This window comes from Agarivorans sp. 1_MG-2023 (assembly GCF_030548385.1).
In the GTDB taxonomy this organism is placed as follows: domain Bacteria; phylum Pseudomonadota; class Gammaproteobacteria; order Enterobacterales; family Celerinatantimonadaceae; genus Agarivorans.
Map to the genome: position 1 here is coordinate 15,491 of NZ_JAUOSJ010000005.1, position 18,107 is coordinate 33,597.

An 18,107-nucleotide genomic window follows, 5' to 3' on the forward strand; every position below is an offset into this window, starting at 1 on the left:
AAACTGTTTTTCAAATTAAATGGATGTATACATGGACGTAAGTATTGCCGTAATTGGTCTAGGTTATGTTGGCTTGCCTTTAGCTATTGAGTTTGCCAAAAAACGCAGCGTAGTTGGCTTTGATATTAACCACGGGCGGGTATCTGAGTTACAACAAGGTGTTGACCTAACACAAGAAGTTAGCAATGACGAATTGCAAGAAGTTGCAGGCAATATGTCGTACAGCTGTCAAATTGAAGATTTGGCAGCATGTAATGTTTTCATCGTTACGGTACCGACGCCAATCACCGAGCATAAACAGCCTGATCTTACGCCCTTAGTACGTGCTAGCGAAACCGTGGCCAAAGTACTAAAGCCTAACGATATTGTTATTTACGAATCTACTGTTTACCCAGGCGCAACTGAAGAGCAGTGTGTACCGGTACTTGAGAAAAATTCAGGCTTGGTATTTAACAAAGATTTTTATGTAGGCTACAGCCCTGAGCGAATTAACCCAGGCGATAAAACCCACCGTGTATCTACCATCAAAAAAATCACTTCAGGTTCTACTCCAGAAATAGCCACTATCGTAGATAACTTGTATGGCGAGATTGTTGTTGTGGGCACCCACAAAGCGAGTAGCATTAAAGTCGCTGAAGCCGCAAAGGTGATTGAAAACACTCAGCGTGATGTAAACATTGCCTTAATCAATGAATTAGCACTTATCTTTAATCGTTTAGATATTGATACTGAAGCTGTATTGGAAGCCGCCGGCACCAAATGGAACTTTTTACCATTCCGCCCAGGTTTAGTTGGCGGTCACTGTATTGGCGTAGATCCGTATTACTTAACCCATAAAGCTGAATCAATTGGGTATCGCCCTGAAGTTATTTTAGCGGGACGTCGTATCAACGATAACATGGGCCGTTATGTGGTATCGCAATGTATAAAAGCGATGGTTAAACGCAATATTTCGGTAGTAAACAGCAAAATTCTTATTTTGGGCTTAACGTTTAAAGAAAACTGTCCTGATATTCGTAACACCAAAGTTATCGATATTGTGCATGAGTTTGCAGATTATGGTGTGCAGGTAGACACCTATGACCCATGGGCCGACAAACAAGAATGTCATGACGAATACGGTATTGATTTAGTTGAGTCTCCAGTAGCGGGAAGCTACGACTCGATTATTCTTGCGGTTGCTCATCAGCAGTTTAAAGATATGACAGTTGAAGACATTCGAGCCTTTGGTAAGCCTGAGCACGTGCTTTACGATCTTAAATATCTATTGCCAGCAGATGCTAGCGATTTACGTTTGTAATTGGAGCTAAACAGTGACACGTTTTCAACAAGTTTGTGAGCAATTACAGGCGCAACCTAAAGTATGGGCCATTTCTGGTGTAGCAGGTTTTATAGGCTCTAACTTGTTAGAGGCCTTGCTCAAGCTGAACCAAAAAGTTATTGGCTTAGATAATTTTGCTACGGGGCACCAACATAACCTTGATGAAGTGAAAGGTTTAGTTAGCGAGCAGCAATGGCAACAGTTTCAATTTATTGAAGGCGATATTCGAAGCCCTGAGACCTGCAAGCAATTTGTTAGTGGTGCCGATTACGTGTTGCATCAAGCTGCATTAGGGTCAGTTCCTCGTTCAATCAACGATCCCATTACCACTAATGAAGTGAATATCTCTGGTTACTTAAACATGTTGGTGGCCGCCAAAGAGCAACAGGTGTCAGCCTTTGTTTATGCGGCGTCTAGCTCAACTTATGGTGACCACCCTGATTTGCCTAAAGTTGAAGATAAAATCGGTAATCCTTTATCTCCTTACGCGGTGACCAAGTACGTGAATGAGCTATACAGCTCGGTGTTTGAGCGTACTTATGCTTTTCCATCTATTGGTTTGCGTTATTTTAATGTGTTTGGCCCTCGCCAAGATCCTAACGGCGCTTATGCCGCAGTTATTCCTAAGTGGACAGCGGCCTTGATCGATCAAGAGCAAGTGTTTATTAATGGTGATGGCGAAACCAGTCGAGATTTTTGTTTCATCGACAACGTTGTGCAAATGAATATTTTGGCTGCAACTGCAGGTTTATCTAGCAGTGAAGTCTTTAATGTTGCTTTAAATGATCAAACTAGTTTGACCCAGTTATACGACTTGCTAAAAGAGAACCTCGCTCAGCACGGTGTACAGCGTGAAGCGAAACCTGAGTATCGTGATTTTAGAGCCGGAGATGTTAGGCATTCGAGAGCAGATATCAGTAAAGCTAATCAACTGCTTGGCTATGATCCTGCTTTTACTATTGGACAAGGTTTAGCACTTGCGATGCCTTGGTACATTAATCAGTCTACTCTCTAAAATTTGATTAGATTGGTGCTGTTGGCTTACAGCCTATGAAAGCGTAAAGAGTTGAAGCAGTACTATGACCCTTTCAAGGAATGAAAGAGAGACCCAAGCAATAAACCAGCGGCAAAATAATCGCTGGTTTTTGTCTTTATTGTTTAACGCATGGTGCATTATCAAAGGCTCAGAGATTGCTCTGCGAGTTAGCCAATAATGAGCGCTGCAAAGCTACGTTGGCAAACCGTGGAAACCTTGGATGAGTTGTTTTCTTTAGAGCAACAATGGAACCAATTAGCATTAACGTGCAGCGCGAGTTTGTTTAGCCAATGCAGTTGGGTGAAACAATGGGCTGAGCAGTTCTGGCATTCAGGATGTTGTTTGAGCTGTTTAGCTGGATTTGATGGTGAGACCTTAGTTGCTCTGGCCCCATTTTACTCTCAAGTTGAAGGCCGCTGGCTAAAATTGCAACGGCTATCAGTAATGGCTCAAGGGGAAGAAGAGCGTGCTGAACTGGCCTCTGAGTATCCAGATGTTTTGGTTAACCCTGTATATAAGGGCATAGCTCAGCCGGCAATATTAGAATGGTTCACACAGCTTAAGGTAGATGTGTTTTATTGCCGAGCCTTGAAACAAAGTAGTGTGTTGTATGAGCTTTTAGCGAGTCAGCCAAAGCTGATTGTGAATAGCGCTAGAGGCTATTCGTTGAGCTCTGAGGGGTGGTCAATCAATCAACTTAGCCGCAACGGGCGTTCGCAATGGCGACGAGCGGATAAGGCCTTAAAGCAGCAGAAAGCTGAGTTTACTTGGCTTAACAGCGATGAGGTTAACCTGCAGTGGCCAGCATTAATTGCTTTTCACCAAGCTAGATGGAAACAGAAAGGTAAAGCAGGTGCCTTCGCCGATTCTCGTTTTATTGCTTTCCATGAGCAGTTTGCTAAAGGTTGCCCGGAAAATGTAGCAATGAGCGGGGTCTTCATTGCAGGTAAAGCAATAGCCTTAAATTACTACTTACTTGACCAAAATAATTTGTACTTTTATCAATCTGGTTGGGATGAGCAAACTTACTCTCGTTATTCGCCTGGCTTTGCTTTGCATGTTTGGAGCATTATTAACAACCCGGTTACGCGTTATGATTTTATGATGGGTGCACAAAGCGAGAGCTATAAAGCCAAATTTTCATCTGAAGAAACTAGTATGGCTAATCTTTATTTTATTAACTCTCCTTGGAGGATAAGACTATTCAAGCTCGTCAACAAAATCCTTTAGAAGTTAAAAGCTCTCGGCTAGGGAGGAGAGAACTCCCTATTAGGGAAAAAAATGCGCCCTTGGCATTTTTCTTTTTATTCTTATACACCATTGCGGTTTTAGTTAGGCCTCATGAGTTTTCGCTAACGACGGCTGATTTTATAATCATTAAAGTTTTTGCGATTTTGTCGTTTGGGTTGACATTACTCACCCTACGGCCACTGAAACTGTATCCCCAGCACTATTTATTATTGGGCTTAGTGCCATTTATTATGGCTTCAGCATTTTTGAATGGTTGGGGTACCGGGGGGATTTTCCAGGCTCAACGTTTGTTCGTTAGTTCCATTATTCCATTTTTTCTATACAGTGCTTTAGTTTGTACAGCTGGCAGGCAACGAATACTTATGTTTATTTGTATACTCGCCGCATTAACCATGGTTTATAACGGTCACATTCAGCAAGCATCATTTAATGGGAAGTTTGGTATCGGTATTGGTGACAGTATTACCGTTGGTCGTGAAGAAATGCGCATCAGTTACTTAGGCTTTTTTAGTGACCCAAATGACTTAGGTATGTTTTTGGTGATGAATATACCATTTGTGGCTTATTTCTATGGTCGTGGCGGAGGATTAACAAAAATACTGATGCTGGCGATATTTGTGGCTTTAGGTTACGGCGTATTTATGACCGGCTCTAGAGGAACGTTGTTGGGTTCTGTCGCAGTAATTGGGATCTATTTTCTTATTAGTAATGCAGGGGCTCGTTTAGTTTTATTCATTTGTTTGAGTGCACCTATTGCAGCAACTTTGCTAGCCTCTTTCGGAGGGATCTCTTCCACTGAGTCTTCGGCAGCGGGGAGGCTAGATGCTTGGTACGATGGAATTCAAATGCTTATTCATAACCCAGTATTCGGGGTAGGGATGGGTAACTTTATGGAGGAGCACGGTAAAGTGGCTCACAACTCCTATGTGCATGTGGCTGGTGAGCTTGGGATACCTGGTTATAGCCTTTGGGGAGGAGCTTTAGTACTTAACATGCTAGTGGGTTATTTGATCTTAAAACGTTTTAATCACTACTCAAGTGGAGAAGAGCTTGCAAAAAAAGAAATAGATGAAGAAACCTCTAAATTATACCAAGAAGAAGTTAACTTGAATAAAACCCTTTTTTATTCAATGGTGGGCTTTATGGTCACAGCATTTTTCTTGAGTCGTCAATTTACACTATTAATGTTTATTTTTATGGGAATGCAAACAGCCAGTCATCTACGGTTAATGAAAATGAGGCCAGATTTGAGCGAAATGTTTGCACCTAAGATGGTATGGCGTTGCATGGGTTATAGTTGGGCAGTAATTTTTGCTGTATATATGACTTTGAAAGTAGGCTTATGACGGTCTACAAAAGCGAATTAATAATTAGGTAAAAATGCAACTATTTTACTACCAGGATGAAGTGGGCAATTTTGGGGATGACTTAAATCCTTGGTTATGGCCGCAGTTACTGCCGGGTTTCTTTAATGACGATGAATCAGAATTATTGGTTGGAATAGGCACTTTGCTTAACCATCGTTTACCTAATGATAAAACTTTGCACATAGTGGGGTCTGGCGTGGGGTATGGTCAATTACCTGAAGTGACAGATAATTGGAAAGTACATGCGGTAAGAGGGCCTTACAGCGCCAAAATGCTGGATTTAGATCCAAGTACTGTTGTAACAGATTCAGCCTTATTACTTCGAAATGTAATGGAACCTACTCATAAAGAAAATGGTGATATTGGCTTTATGCCGCATTACCTTAGCTGTCGCAGCGCCAATTGGGAAAGCATTGCCGAAGCCTGTGGGTTTAGGTTTATTTCACCTGAGTGGTCAGTAGATAAAGTATTCGCCGAAATGGCGCAGTGTAAGCTAATGCTTACTGAAGCAATGCACGGGGCGATTGTTGCTGATGCACTACGTTTACCCTGGAAAGCGGTGATATTAGGTGACCACGTAAACCAAGTGAAATGGCAGGATTGGTTATCTACCGTAGAAATGCAGTATCAGCCGGAGTCTGTTCCCAATTACTTTTATAGCGCTGCTAATAGCCCTGTTAGCGCTATTAAAGATGAACTTAAGCGGCAGTTGCAAGGGCTTGGTTTGGGTAAAAACTGGTATAAACCTAAACCGCGCAACTCTAGCGATAAAACGCGTTCTGAGGTATGCAAAGGGTTAACAGCAATTGCCAATAATGCTCAGGGCGAGCTAAGTGGTGAGCTTGTTCAAAACCAACTCATTACTCGCCTTAATCAGTGCTTAGATGCGCTGCAGTCTCAGTAGTAATTAACAAGGCATAACTCATGACAGCAGCTGTTAGCATAATTATTCCCGCTTATAACTCCGCCGCGTTTATTGGTAAAGCCATCGACTCGATCCTTGGCCAAAGCTTTAGTGATTATCAAATTATCGTGGTAGATGATGGTTCTAAAGATAATACCGTTGAGGTCTTACAAGCTTATGGGGAGACGATTACCATCATCTCACAAGCCAATGGGGGAGCTTCTAAGGCTAGAAATACCGGTATACAAGCTGCCACGGGTGAGTTTGTTGCTTTCCTCGATTCTGACGATTTATGGCGAAGCCAAAAGTTGGAACTGCAAGTGAAAGCGATGCGAGAAAACAACGATTGGGTAGCGTGTTACAGCGAAACCTCATATAAAGCCGATGAAGAACAAGGTCTAACTAAAGATAAGCAAAACGCTACGTTAGTGGCTAAAAATCTTGAGCAAGTTTTTTTACATCCGTATTTAGTGACGTCGTCGTTTATGGTTAAACGAGAAACATTAAGCCAAGTGGGTTTGTTTGATGAACGCTTAGAGACGGCGGAAGACATTGACTTATATTTGCGAGTTGCAGAGAATGGCATTATTGGCCAAGTGCAAAAAAGCTTAGTGTGGAAGGCCGATATAGAAGGAAGCTTGGGAAGTTTGTTATCGTCTTATCAAGATAACTTAACGGTGGTTGATGCGTTTCTTGCTCGACAAACGGCTAAGCCAGAACGGTGGCGAAGTTTAGCTAAGAAAGTGAAAGCTAAAATTTATTTAGATTGGGGAAAGGATTTGTTGTGGAATAAGCAAATTCTTTCTGCCCTAAATAAGTTATTTAAATCATTGCTATTGAAAGGTGGCTCAACAGTTATTTGGCTGATGGTCAAAGCTTTGTTAAAAGGGGGGATAGAGTTTTTAAAACCTAGAAACAAAAACTAAAGCTGCCTTATTTTTTTTTCTTTAGCATCGTTGCGATTTCTTCTATTGAAGCTCTGTCTAGCAGTAACATTAACCCTAAGTAAGTTATTCCTCCCAACCCTATTTGTATTGTAAGTTTTAGCAATACAGAAGTGTCTAGCATTGACTTGGACACAAACACCACAGCAAACATGCAAGCACCAGATATCATTGGTGCTACTAACAGTTTTAAGAATCGAGATAGGGGAGTAGCAAAAATACGGCTATTACGCCACGCAACAATCAGGTAAGCGAGAGGGAAGCCACCTAGCCATGCCAAAGCTAACCCTATTGCACCATGATTAGCAGCAACTATTATACTAATAAACATGATAACTAGCATAAATGATATGTTTATAAGAGTGTGGTTAACCTTTTTTAAGCTTTTTAGTGCGGGAGTAAATAGCTCTTCACTGAACCTTAACGGCATAATCATTAAGATTATTGTAGTAGGGATAATTGCACCGATCCATTTTTCACCCAATAGTAGCGGTATTACCAAATCAGTCACTGATGCCAGCCCCCAGAAAATAGGCAGCGTAAGACTAATGCATAGGCGCTGGGCTTTTAATACATAACTAGAAATCAATTGTGGCTGATCTTGTATTTTTGAAAATGCTGGAAATGCTACTTGGCGTAGCAACGGCATTATCTTTTTTTGAGGCATTAAGGCTACTTGTAAACCAATAGCATATAGCCCTACCTCTGTCGGCGTCATTATACGTCCAGCAATAGCGACATCCATGTGCATAAATACGTAATAACATACAGCCTGAATCGAAAGCATTCCTCCAAATTTTAGCATAGGAGTGATATCGCTAATTTTAAAACTGGGTAAGAAGTTAATTGGTTTAGCAGCGAAGGTTAAACTGGCTCGCAGGCCTATAAATATAATCTCTCCTATTACTAAAGCCCAAAAACCATATCCCATAAAAGCCATCGCTAGGGTGGATACGGCCGCCACGATGTTCGCAACGGCAGCGATAATTGATACCCGTTTAAACTCCATGTTTTTCGCAAGTAAAGCGGCAGGTATCACCTCTAAAGCTAGAATGATAAAACACCACGCATTAACCTTGAGAATTTTGCTAACCACTTCAGATTGATAATAGCTACCTGCTACATCAGCTAAAGAATACTGCAGCGCAAAGAATCCGATATGACTAAGTATGATAGCGCCAAACAGCTGCTTAAGACTTTGTTTAGTTAGATTTTTCTCTTGAATTATTGAGGAGGTAAACAAAGACGCCAATAACAGGTTCAAGAAGCCGAATAATACGTCTGACATTGCTACTAGGCCATAGTCATCAGGGCTTAGCAGGCGGATTACCCAAAAAGTCATCGCCCAGCGTAATAGTTGGGTGACTATTTTACCCATAGCGACCCATTTTAAGGACGATAAAACCTGACTTTTTAGATTAGTATTATGTGTCATTGAATAAATGCTTTATGTATTCTAGATAGTTTAGCTGTATTGCTTTGGATGATATAAACCCAGTTTGGCGAGAATATATTTAACTGGTTTTTTGAATGTTTTTAGGCTCCACTTTATTGAACGCTTTATTACGATAGTAGCGGAAAAGAAATAGTGTCTAATTGAAAAATAATGGTTGCGTTGTTTTGCCCAAACGACTATTTCCTTTAGCAAGGGATCATCGCTCACTAACATAGCGCTAATAAATGCGTCTTTGTGCTTAAGATATACTTTTATATTAAAACAGTCTTCATATAAAGAAAGCTTGTTGGCTATCTCAAGGGTTAGGATTGTGCGTAAGCATTTATCACAGTAGGAGCAGTTTTCAGCTTGGTCTCCCTTCACACAAACATCTAACACTTTGTATGACTCTGGATTTTTAGCCACCACTGCAGTTTTTTCAACTCTGGTGTATTCGCTACCTACAGAGTGGCTTTGCAAAGACTCTGTAGATAAAAGCGGTAGACTAAACACATCACTGTAGGCCATGTCGTAACTTGAGCCGACGAACAGATCTTTATAACTATAAGCGGATGAATAGAGAAAATGACCGATGTGTTCCTGTAACAACATTGGAATAGCTGCGTTACGAATGGTATGGGTAAGTTGAAAGTCTAGTGCCCTACCATAAAAATCATTCATGTTTGAATTCACCATGATAAAAGGCAGTTGCCAATTATCAGCCGATTGCTTTAGTTGCGCGTAACGCTCTTTAAACAAACGCTCCTTACCTTTCCCGTGAGAACCAACATTGTTATACAACAAATGTGTCACTTTACGAGCGGAGGGTGTTGATTCAGTAAAGTAGTCGGTAAGAGTGCAAAATGAATCTACGCCCGCAGAAAACCCTGTAATCACACCCTTGGCTCGGCTTGATTGACTAGAGGTTTTCTCGGCGCTAATTTTAATTCTATTTAATTGGGGGATTTGTTGGATCACTAGAGTTTGATAAGCGCCGTTTAGATTAAACAGCAATTGTTCTGAAATAGCGCCTGCAATATGAATATTCTCGTTAGCTAACATTGCAGGTAGCAATAATGAGACTAAGGCAGTATCGGCGCTAGTTGAGAGGCTAAGATTGCCAAAATGACTAACTTCGAACCATAGTTGCTGAGCCTGACCGCGTAGGTCAAAATTAACCTGATAAACAATCGCACCCTCTTTTGAGGCAATTGAAACTGGACTAATGTCCATACAGCGTTTTCCTTAACACGAGAGAATCCCTTATTTGAGACTTAGGCTAACGTATCTATGTTTAAATTAGTAGTAAGCGAAGCGTTTAAATTTTTGCGCTTTAGCGCCAAAATGTCGCCGATGTACAGAGTTGGAGCAACAGAGTTGCACTGTATATAGGGTGCTTGTACGTCGCTTAAATGTTAGGCTAGTGGCCAAACAGCAAGCGATTGATTATGGACATAATAAGCGCCTTTTTGTTTTCGCGTGCTAAATCTTAGCGATTGTTCAACATACGGATATGGAAGTCACTGATGGCCATTTACCCATCTTTTTTACGTAAGATTTTAATGCCCAGCTATGAGGCAATTAAAGGTAAACAATTACTCAATCACCTAAACGGCTATGAACAACGGCTAACATGGTCTAAAGAACAGTTGTTAGCGCATCAATGGCAAGAGTTACAAAAGCTGTTGGCTCATGCTTATCAGCATACTCAATATTACCCAAAAGTGTGGGCTGAAGCGGGCATTAACGATCTTAGAGATATTGCCAGCCTAAGCGATTTTCAGCAGCTGCCGATAGTGACCAAAAACGATATAAAACAGCACTATGCTGAATTTGTATCTGATCTGCATCCTAACAACATCCGCAAATCTACCGGGGGCTCTACCGGTCAGCCGTTTCATTTTGAATTAGACCTGAATAGCAATACTCGCCGAGAAGCGGTGATGTGGCGTGGTTATGGTTGGTTAGGCGCAGGTTTGGGACAAAAAACGCTCTATCTTTGGGGAGCTGATTTAGGTCAACCCTCACGCTTTAAGTTAATCAAAAATGCGCTATACCACGGCTTTTATAACCGTAAAATGCTTAATTCATTTGCTATGAATAACAATAACAAGCAGCAATATGTAGATGACATTGACGCCTACAAACCTACAGCAATGGTGTCTTATGTAAACCCCTTGTTTGAGTTGGCGCGTTACATTAACGACAACAACATTAAAGTGTGGAAGCCGAGCACTATTTTAACTGGCGCAGAACCATTGCATGATTTTCAGCGCGAAGAAATAGAACGGGCATTTAATACGCCGGTTTATAACACCTTTGGTTGTCGCGAGTTCATGCTAATGGCGGCCGATTGCCAAGAGCAGCGTAACTTGCATATTAATGTGGACCACTTGGTAGTGGAGACCATTGATAGCGAAGGGCAGGCTATTACAGGTAGCAGCGGTGATTTACTGGTAACCGATTTATACAATTATGGGATGCCTTTGATTCGCTATGTCAACGGTGACAGAGCTACGCTGGTGGAGGACGCATGTCGTTGTGGTAATCCTTTGCCTATTATGGCGAGTATTGATGGCCGCAAACTCGATATTATTAAAACCCCATCGGGTGGAAGTATTCCCGGGGAATTGTTTCCGCATTTGTTTAAAGAGTTTGCGGGTATTTCGCGCTTCCAAATCATTCAGCAACAGATTGATCAAGTGACCATGAAAATTGTGGCTAACGAACAATTTGGTGATAGCGACAAAGCAATGATTATTGAAGAGATCAATAAATACAGTCACGGAGAGCTGACTTTACACTTCGAACTAGTGGACGATATTCCGCTTACTGCCAGCGGCAAACATAGGGTTACCATCTGTGAAGTCTAATCCTGCAATGGTGATCATTACCAACTTGTACCCTCTGCCATGGGAACCCAATCGAGCTAAGTTTAATCATCAACAGTTTGAACTGCTTAAATCCGAATACGCATTAAGCATTTTGGTGCCGGTAGCGTTTCCCGAATGGTTAAAACACCGCAAGCAGATTACTCAAAGTGACGCAGTACGTTACCTACCGTACTTTTATACACCTAAAATAGGCCGCCGTTTTTATAGCGTTATGATGTTTTTGTCGCTGTTAATTCACAGTGGTTTTTGGTTAAAGCGCAAGCAAGCTAAGATTATTATGGCTAGCTGGGCATTTCCTGAGGCGGTGGCAAGCAGTTGGTTGGCTAAGCTGTTTGGCGCGCGTTTTTTCTTTAAGGTTCATGGTAGTGATATAAACCAACTGGCCAAAGACCCCGCTCGAGCCCAACAGATTAAATATGCTAGTCAAAATGCTTTGGGTATATTGTCTGTCTCTCAAGCGCTAGCCAAAGAAATGGCAAGCTTGGGCATTAACCAAGACAAGGTATCGGTGATTTACAATGGTGTTGACCATCAAAAGTTTGGTGTGGATACCAAAAGACCTTTTGAACAAAATTACTTACTTTATGTGGGTAATCTAAAAGTAGATAAAGGGGTGGTGGAGCTGTATCAGGGTTTTGCTGAAGTAGCTGATCAACATCTTGAGTTACAATTAGTCTATGCGGGCACCGGGGCAATGAAAGCCACTATTGAGCAACAGGCCAAGGCCGATGGTTTGGCAGAACGTGTTCACTTTTTGGGTTCTGTGCAACATGCGCTGTTACCTGCGTGGATTAGCCATGCCCAATTGTTAGCGCTGCCTAGTTATGCTGAGGGAGTGCCTAACGTAGTATTAGAAGCAATGGCTTGCGGTACCCCAGTTTTAGCAACTACTGTAGGTGGGATCCCTGAGGTGATGGATGCATCTCAATGCGGGGTGTTGATCCCTCCTAAAGATGCCACGGCGGTAGCGGTGGGAATTACTAAAATACTCACCAGCGATTGGGACAAACAAGCCATAAAACAGCATGCAAGTCGTTTTTCTTGGCAGGTTAATCAGCAGCAGTTTTTAAGCATGTTGAAAAATGGCGAAGCTTAAAAAGATAAGTTAATGAATTGCTGGGGCTAAGCTGGTATTTTGTTACACTTAACAGCTTGTTTTAACGTGATGTGATTGGCTCAAACGGATTTGTAGTTGATGTTAAGTAAGATCAAATATCTTATACGAGATAAAGTTTTACCAGACCGATGGTTTTTGATAAAAAAAAGCGCGCAACAGCCGACTTTATATCTCACCTTCGACGATGGTCCTCACCCCGAGTTTACTGGTGAGCTTCTGGAACTGTTAAACGCACATAAAGCAAAAGCAACCTTTTTTTCTATGGGAATCAGGCTCGAGCGTTGTCCTAGTTTGGGATTACGTATTGTTCAAGAGGGTCACGCCCTCGCGAATCACTCCTACAATCATCCACGTTTTGACCATATCTCTATTACTGAACGTAATCAGCAAATTGAAAAAACTAACAACGCGATTAAGCAGCTAACTAATACTGATTGTCGCTTATTTCGTTCGCCGCAAGGCCGTTGGGATTCTTCTTTACTCCGTTATTTGATTCGCCGTGGTATTACCGCTGTGCATTGGAGCCGTGATTCTCTTGATTATAAAAAAGAACCTACCGAGCAATTGATAAAACGTTTTAACGACCAGCCGGTTACTGCTGGCGATATAATTTTGTTTCATGATGACAATAACTTGTGCATAGACGCATTAGCGGTGCTTATTCCGCAATGGCAAGCACAAGGTTTTGAACTTAAAGCACTGGAGAGCTAAGTTAAAATGAATATTTTATTCCACCATCGTACACGTGGCAGAGGTGCCGAAGGCGTACATATTCGCGGGGTGGTAAAAGGGCTGAGAGAATTAGGTCATAAAGTGAGTATTCTGTCGTTACCCGGTGCTGACCCAGAAGAAGAGCTACCTACCACTCCAGGGCCAAAAGAAGCATCTGCGCAGCCCAGCAGCGCGGCGAAGCCTCCTGTAAAGAAAGGGCTGTTTTCTCGTTTAACGGAGTTAACCAAATATACCCCCGAGTTTGTATTCGAATTATTTGAGTTGGCTTTTAATCTACTCGCATGGTGGCGTTTACGTAAAACGGTTAAGCAGCAAAATATCGAGCTTATTTACGAGCGCTATTCGTTGTTTATGTTTGCTAGTGTGTGGTGGGCTAAAAGACACAATATTCCTATCGTGTTGGAGATTAATGACTCTTGTTTGGTACATCGTGTGCGAGAGCTGTTTTTTCAACGCTTTGCCCGCTCGGTAGAGCGTTGGATCTTTAGCAATGCGACTGGGTTAGTATTTATTTCTAGCCGTTTCCAGCAAGTCGCGCAAGATGCCTACCCAGATATAGCACCCTCGGTTATTTCGCCGAATGCCGCTGACTTAGACCAGTTTGTAATAGATAAACCCGCCGCCCAACAACTACGCGAAAAGCTTAAGGTAGAAGACAAGGTCGTTGTTGGGTATGTGGGGGCATTTGTGCATTGGCACGGCATTGATTGGTTTGTTGACCTGATAGCAGAGCGCCTTAAAGATTATCCCAATATAGTGCTGTTGCTGGTGGGTGATGGGGCCTGTTACGACAGTATTAAGCAACGCATTGCTAGTGCTGAGGCTGAATCGCAAATTATTATGCCAGGGCGAGTCGCTCATGACCAAGTACCCACGTACTTGTCGGCGATGGATTTTGGTATTTTACCCGACTCAAATGATTATGGTTCGCCGATGAAGTTGTTTGAATTTATGGCTATGGGTAAAGGTATGGTAGCACCAGATTTTACCCCTATTGATGAAGTAGTGGCAGACGGCGAAACCAGTTGGTTATTTAAAGCCAATGACCGTGAAGCTTGTGTTGAGAAAGTATTAGCCTTATCTGCGCAGCCAGATCAACAACAGTTAGTGGGCGAACAAGCGCGCGCTTATATAGAGCGCGAAAGGCAATGGCGCCACAACGCTGAACAACTATTAACATTGGTGAAATGATGGAACGATTGAAAGCTGATTTCCGCCGAAAACAAGAAATCTTTAAGGAAGACGGTGCTGATGTGAGCATGTTGCGAATAGTGATGGCTGACGGTTCAAGTGCCAATATCCTTTATCGCTGTATGCGCTGGTTTGCCGCTCATCGTTTAGGTTTAGTAGCGTACTTTTTTCAATGCTTGAATAAGTATATCAATGGCTGTGTTATTGGCAGCGGAGCTGAGTTTGGCCCTGGTTTTGTAATTATGCATCCGGTAGGCATTGTGATTAATTCTAAGGTTCAAGGTGAAGCGAACATCACTTTAGAAAGTGGAGTGGTCATTGGTGATGAAAAAGGCAAATCTCCGCGCCTAGGCTCGAATATTTTTGTCGGCGCTGGCGCTAAAATAATTGGTGATTTACACGTTGCTGATAAGGTGAAAATTGGTGCCAATGCTGTACTCACTAAATCGGCAGAAGAGGGCGCGACCATGCTGGGGATTCCTGCTCGTCCTTATCAGCGAACAACCGAACAAGCGGAGCAATAATCATGGAGCTAATTTTTTGGATTGCGGTTGCTCTCATCGCTTATAGCTATGTCATTTACCCCTTAGTATTGCTGGTTGTGAGCGGTATTAAACAAGCTATTCGGGATACTCGCTATTTGTGGCGTCGTCATGAACGTCGTTCTGATGAGCCTGAAAGCTGGCCTTCAGTATCAATTATTATTGCCGCCTACAACGAAGAGAAATGCCTACAACAGCGCATCGATAACTTACTGCAGCTTAATTACCCTAAAGATAAACTAACCATTCATATTGGTTCTGATGGCAGTACTGATTCTAGCGCCGATATTTTAACGGCAGTGGACGCTAGCCACTTTAAGGCCCATATTTTTGAGCAAAACCGCGGCAAAATAAATGTGCTTAATGATCTCGTTGAACTGGCCGAAGATTCGATTTTGGTGATGTCTGATGCAAACACACATTTTGAAGCCGATGCGATTGAGAATTTGGTCCGTCATTTCGATAGCGACGATATTGGAGCGGTATGTGGTGAGTTGCATTTAGTCGACTCTGAATCAAAAGATAACAAAGACGGTATATACTGGCGTTATGAGCAAATGCTTAAGTTTCATGAGTCCCGTCTTGGCGCGTTACTTGGAGCGAATGGCGCTATTTATGCGATTGCTAAACCGCTCTATCAAGCCCTGCCAGCCAACACGATTGTTGATGACTTTATGATTGTTATGAACGTATCTAAAGTAGGCAAAAGGGTCTTATATGAGCCAAACGCAGTGGCTTACGAAGAAGTAGCTCCTTCACTTCATGACGAAGAAAAGCGTCGTATTCGAATTGGTACTGGTAACTATCAAGCTTTCACACGCTGTTTGTGGGCGCTAAACCCTTTACAAGGTGCGCGTTTCTTTTCTTACCTTAGTCATAAGGTGTTGCGCTGGTTTACTCCACATTTAATGCTAGTGGCGCTTGCCTCTAATGTACTTTTAGTCAAAGAAGCATGGTACGCCGGCCTATTGGCCATTCAAATCGCCGGCTACTTAGTCGCTGCGTGGGGAAATAGCCTGAGTAAGCAGGGAAAAAGCCTACCCGGTAGTATCGCTTTTTTAACTTTTTTTGTATCAATGAACATGGCTTTATTAAAAGGCTTTTACTCATTCTTGTTTAAAAATGTGCAAGGCACATGGCAAAGGACTTCACGGTGATCATCTTTTCTATTTTCTTATTGCTGGCGCTGCTTGGGGCTGCATTGGTAACCCTTATTATTCGCAAAAAACACATGCATTTGTGGCTGTCTCATTACTTAAAGCAAAAGTTTAGGCCGAAAGCTCATTTTGAAGGGCCAACGCATGTTTTGTTCTGTTTTGTTGACCACTACGAGCCGCAGTGGGGCAAGAATATTAGCTTGGAACAAGAACGAGCTAGGGTTGACCGGTGGTTTAACGAGTACCCAGAAGTTGCAGGCAAACACCAAGATGCAGACGGTTGCTTTCCTAAGCATTCCTTTTTCTACCCAGAAGAAGAGTACCGATTTGAACATTTAGCCAAAGTAGCCGATTTATGTGCACGAGGCTTTGGTGAGATTGAAATTCACTTACATCATGATGATGATACCAGTGATAATCTGCGTAAAACCCTAGAAGGTTTCACTGAATTATTACATGAGAAACATGGGGCTTTTGTTCGTTGTGAATCCACTGGCAAGTTACAGTATGCCTTTATTCACGGAAACTGGACCTTGGATAACTCTCACCCCGACGGAAAGCTTTGTGGGGTAAATGATGAGCTAATTGTACTAAGAGAAACCGGGTGTTTTGTTGATTACACTTTCCCATCTGCACCGAGTGTTACGCAACCTGCAACGGTTAATGCTATTTACTACGCTAAAGATGACCCACATGCGCCTAAATCTCACAATACCGGCAAAATGGTGAAAGTAGGTGGTGAAACTTGGGGTGATTTGATGTTGATTAACGGCCCCTTAGATTTGAACTGGAAAGCCCGCAAAAAGGGAATTTTCCCGCAAATTGAAAATTCCGATATCCGTACCAGCATGATGCCGACCAAAGACCGTGTAGATTTATGGGTCAATGCCAATATTCATGTTGAGGGACGGCCAGAATGGCGTTTCATCAAGATCCATACTCATGGTACTCAAGAAGCAGACATGCCAACCTTATTAGGTAAACCTTTCGATGACATGTGTAGCTACCTAGAGAGCAAGTACAATGACGGTAGCAACTACGTATTGCATTATGTGTCAGCGAGAGAGATGTATAACATGGCTAAAGCGGCAGAAGCTGGTGAAACAGGCAACCCGCACCTTTATAGGGATTATGTGGTTAAAGCGCCACACTATAAAACCTTAGAAGAGCATGCCGATGCTGAGTAGAGCCAAAATAAGGCAGTTCTTATTTGGCGCACGTACCGTTTCTGATAAGCGCTGGCAGCAGCGTTCACCAGGGGTGTATGTATTTAATTATCACCGGATTGGCGATGCTCGCTTTAGCGAGTTTGACCCCAATGTTTTTAGCTGCACATCAGAACAGTTTGAGCAGCATTTACGTTTCTACAAACAAGAGTTCACGGTAGTAAATGAATCTGAGCTACTCAACCTTCTAGATTCCAATAAACCGATTACCAAGCCTTATGCATTGATTACCTTTGATGATGGCTATATCGACAGTTACCAGCATGCTTTCCCTTTGCTTAAAAAGCATGATTTAAGCGCTGTGTTTTTTGTGGTGACTGAATATACCGATGGCGGAAGCTTTGCCTGGTGGGATGAAGTTGCTTGGCTGGTTAAGCATTGCCAGCTTAGCCTGTTAAAACTAGAACATTGGCCTGATGCGGTTGATTTAACTGGCAAAAATGAAACTCAAAATATTCGTAAAGTGCTATATGCCTTTAAAGCTGATCAGCAGTTTTCGATGGATGAAAAGTTAGCTCAACTTAGAGTGATATGCAAAGCGCCCGTTTTGCCCGGCTCCAACAGTTTATTTGCTAATTGGCAGCAGCTTAAAGAAATGGCAGACGCGGGTATGACGATAGGGTCGCATACTCAAAGCCACCCCATTTTGGCTCACTTAACGCCGCAGCAACAACGTATAGAATTGCATGAGTCGCGTATCTTTATTCAAGACCAGTTGAGCAACTCAGTGAGTATGTTAGCGTATCCCGTTGGCAGAACGGATAGCTTTACTGAGCAGACCCAAGAGATGGCTAAGCAATGCGGCTATCGTCTCGCATTTTCTTTTATGAACGGGATTAACACTAAGCTGACAGAACAAAGTGCGTACTCACTAAAACGTATTTCAGTTGATGGTAATAAATCCGTAGACTCGCTTAAAGTTCAAGTGATGGCGTTGCATGACAAGTTAGCGCGTTAGCGGGCTAACTTGCCGACTTTCTTGATTTGCAC

The 18,107-nt window shown here is 42.4% G+C and carries 16 protein-coding genes; 14 read left to right on the forward strand and 2 right to left on the reverse strand.

Going from position 1 to position 18,107, the window contains the following annotated elements; translation table 11 throughout:
• Window positions 1-31 precede the first annotated feature (31 nt).
• The 6 genes from tviB (at window position 32) to Q4592_RS08370 (ending at window position 6,805) form a co-directional block, all read left to right on the forward strand.
• On the forward strand, window positions 32-1,300 hold the full coding sequence (gene tviB, locus Q4592_RS08345) for a Vi polysaccharide biosynthesis UDP-N-acetylglucosamine C-6 dehydrogenase TviB (RefSeq protein ID WP_303511892.1): 1,269 nt from the start codon (window positions 32-34) through the stop codon (window positions 1,298-1,300).
• Between the two features lie 13 nt (window positions 1,301-1,313).
• Window positions 1,314-2,336 (forward strand): SDR family oxidoreductase, encoded by a 1,023-nt coding sequence (locus tag Q4592_RS08350; protein WP_303511893.1) that lies wholly within the window; start codon window positions 1,314-1,316, stop codon window positions 2,334-2,336.
• Window positions 2,337-2,534: 198 nt separating this feature from the next.
• Window positions 2,535-3,587 carry a GNAT family N-acetyltransferase gene (locus tag Q4592_RS08355; protein ID WP_303511894.1) on the forward strand — a complete coding sequence of 351 codons (1,053 nt, stop codon included), beginning with the start codon at window positions 2,535-2,537 and terminating at the stop codon, window positions 3,585-3,587.
• Window positions 3,545-4,954, forward strand: coding sequence for an O-antigen ligase (locus Q4592_RS08360; protein WP_303511896.1), 1,410 nt, complete (start codon window positions 3,545-3,547; stop codon window positions 4,952-4,954). Before Q4592_RS08355 ends, Q4592_RS08360 begins: the two co-directional genes overlap by 43 nt.
• Window positions 4,955-4,988: 34 nt before the next feature.
• Entirely contained in the window at window positions 4,989-5,879 is an 891-nt protein-coding gene (locus tag Q4592_RS08365; RefSeq protein ID WP_303511897.1) for a polysaccharide pyruvyl transferase family protein, read from the forward strand.
• A gap of 20 nt (window positions 5,880-5,899) precedes the next feature.
• Window positions 5,900-6,805, forward strand: a complete 906-nt coding sequence (locus tag Q4592_RS08370; protein WP_303511899.1) for a glycosyltransferase — start codon at window positions 5,900-5,902, stop codon at window positions 6,803-6,805.
• A 7-nt stretch (window positions 6,806-6,812) separates the two neighbouring features.
• On the opposite strand, the gene Q4592_RS08375 is transcribed toward Q4592_RS08370, so the two are convergent.
• Window positions 6,813-8,258, reverse strand: coding sequence for an oligosaccharide flippase family protein (locus Q4592_RS08375; RefSeq protein ID WP_303511901.1), 1,446 nt, complete (start codon window positions 8,256-8,258; stop codon window positions 6,813-6,815).
• A 30-nt stretch (window positions 8,259-8,288) separates the two neighbouring features.
• Entirely contained in the window at window positions 8,289-9,491 is a 1,203-nt protein-coding gene (locus tag Q4592_RS08380) for a hypothetical protein (RefSeq protein ID WP_303511902.1), read from the reverse strand.
• Window positions 9,492-9,784: 293 nt separating this feature from the next.
• On the opposite strand from Q4592_RS08380, the gene Q4592_RS08385 reads away from it, so the two are divergent.
• The 8 genes from Q4592_RS08385 (at window position 9,785) to Q4592_RS08420 (ending at window position 18,075) form a co-directional block, all read left to right on the forward strand.
• Window positions 9,785-11,131 carry a phenylacetate--CoA ligase family protein gene (locus Q4592_RS08385; RefSeq protein ID WP_303511904.1) on the forward strand — a complete coding sequence of 449 codons (1,347 nt, stop codon included), beginning with the start codon at window positions 9,785-9,787 and terminating at the stop codon, window positions 11,129-11,131.
• Window positions 11,121-12,248: a glycosyltransferase gene (locus Q4592_RS08390; RefSeq protein ID WP_303511906.1), complete on the forward strand. Its 1,128-nt coding sequence runs from the start codon at window positions 11,121-11,123 to the stop codon at window positions 12,246-12,248. The genes Q4592_RS08385 and Q4592_RS08390 overlap by 11 nt, the downstream gene beginning before the upstream one ends.
• Window positions 12,249-12,404: 156 nt before the next feature.
• Complete coding sequence (locus Q4592_RS08395) at window positions 12,405-12,980, forward strand: polysaccharide deacetylase family protein (protein WP_303511908.1); 576 nt, start codon at window positions 12,405-12,407, stop codon at window positions 12,978-12,980.
• A 6-nt stretch (window positions 12,981-12,986) separates the two neighbouring features.
• Window positions 12,987-14,192 (forward strand): glycosyltransferase family 4 protein, encoded by a 1,206-nt coding sequence (locus tag Q4592_RS08400; protein ID WP_303511910.1) that lies wholly within the window; start codon window positions 12,987-12,989, stop codon window positions 14,190-14,192.
• Complete coding sequence (locus Q4592_RS08405) at window positions 14,192-14,716, forward strand: serine O-acetyltransferase (protein WP_303511912.1); 525 nt, start codon at window positions 14,192-14,194, stop codon at window positions 14,714-14,716. The genes Q4592_RS08400 and Q4592_RS08405 overlap by 1 nt, the downstream gene beginning before the upstream one ends.
• Before the next feature lie 2 nt (window positions 14,717-14,718).
• Window positions 14,719-15,891, forward strand: coding sequence for a glycosyltransferase family 2 protein (locus Q4592_RS08410; protein WP_303511913.1), 1,173 nt, complete (start codon window positions 14,719-14,721; stop codon window positions 15,889-15,891).
• On the forward strand, window positions 15,870-17,078 hold the full coding sequence (locus Q4592_RS08415) for a hypothetical protein (protein ID WP_303511914.1): 1,209 nt from the start codon (window positions 15,870-15,872) through the stop codon (window positions 17,076-17,078). Before Q4592_RS08410 ends, Q4592_RS08415 begins: the two co-directional genes overlap by 22 nt.
• A complete protein-coding gene (locus Q4592_RS08420; protein ID WP_303511915.1) occupies window positions 17,068-18,075 on the forward strand; it encodes a polysaccharide deacetylase family protein in 1,008 nt (335 codons plus the stop codon). The genes Q4592_RS08415 and Q4592_RS08420 overlap by 11 nt, the downstream gene beginning before the upstream one ends.
• Window positions 18,076-18,107: the final 32 nt, after the last annotated feature.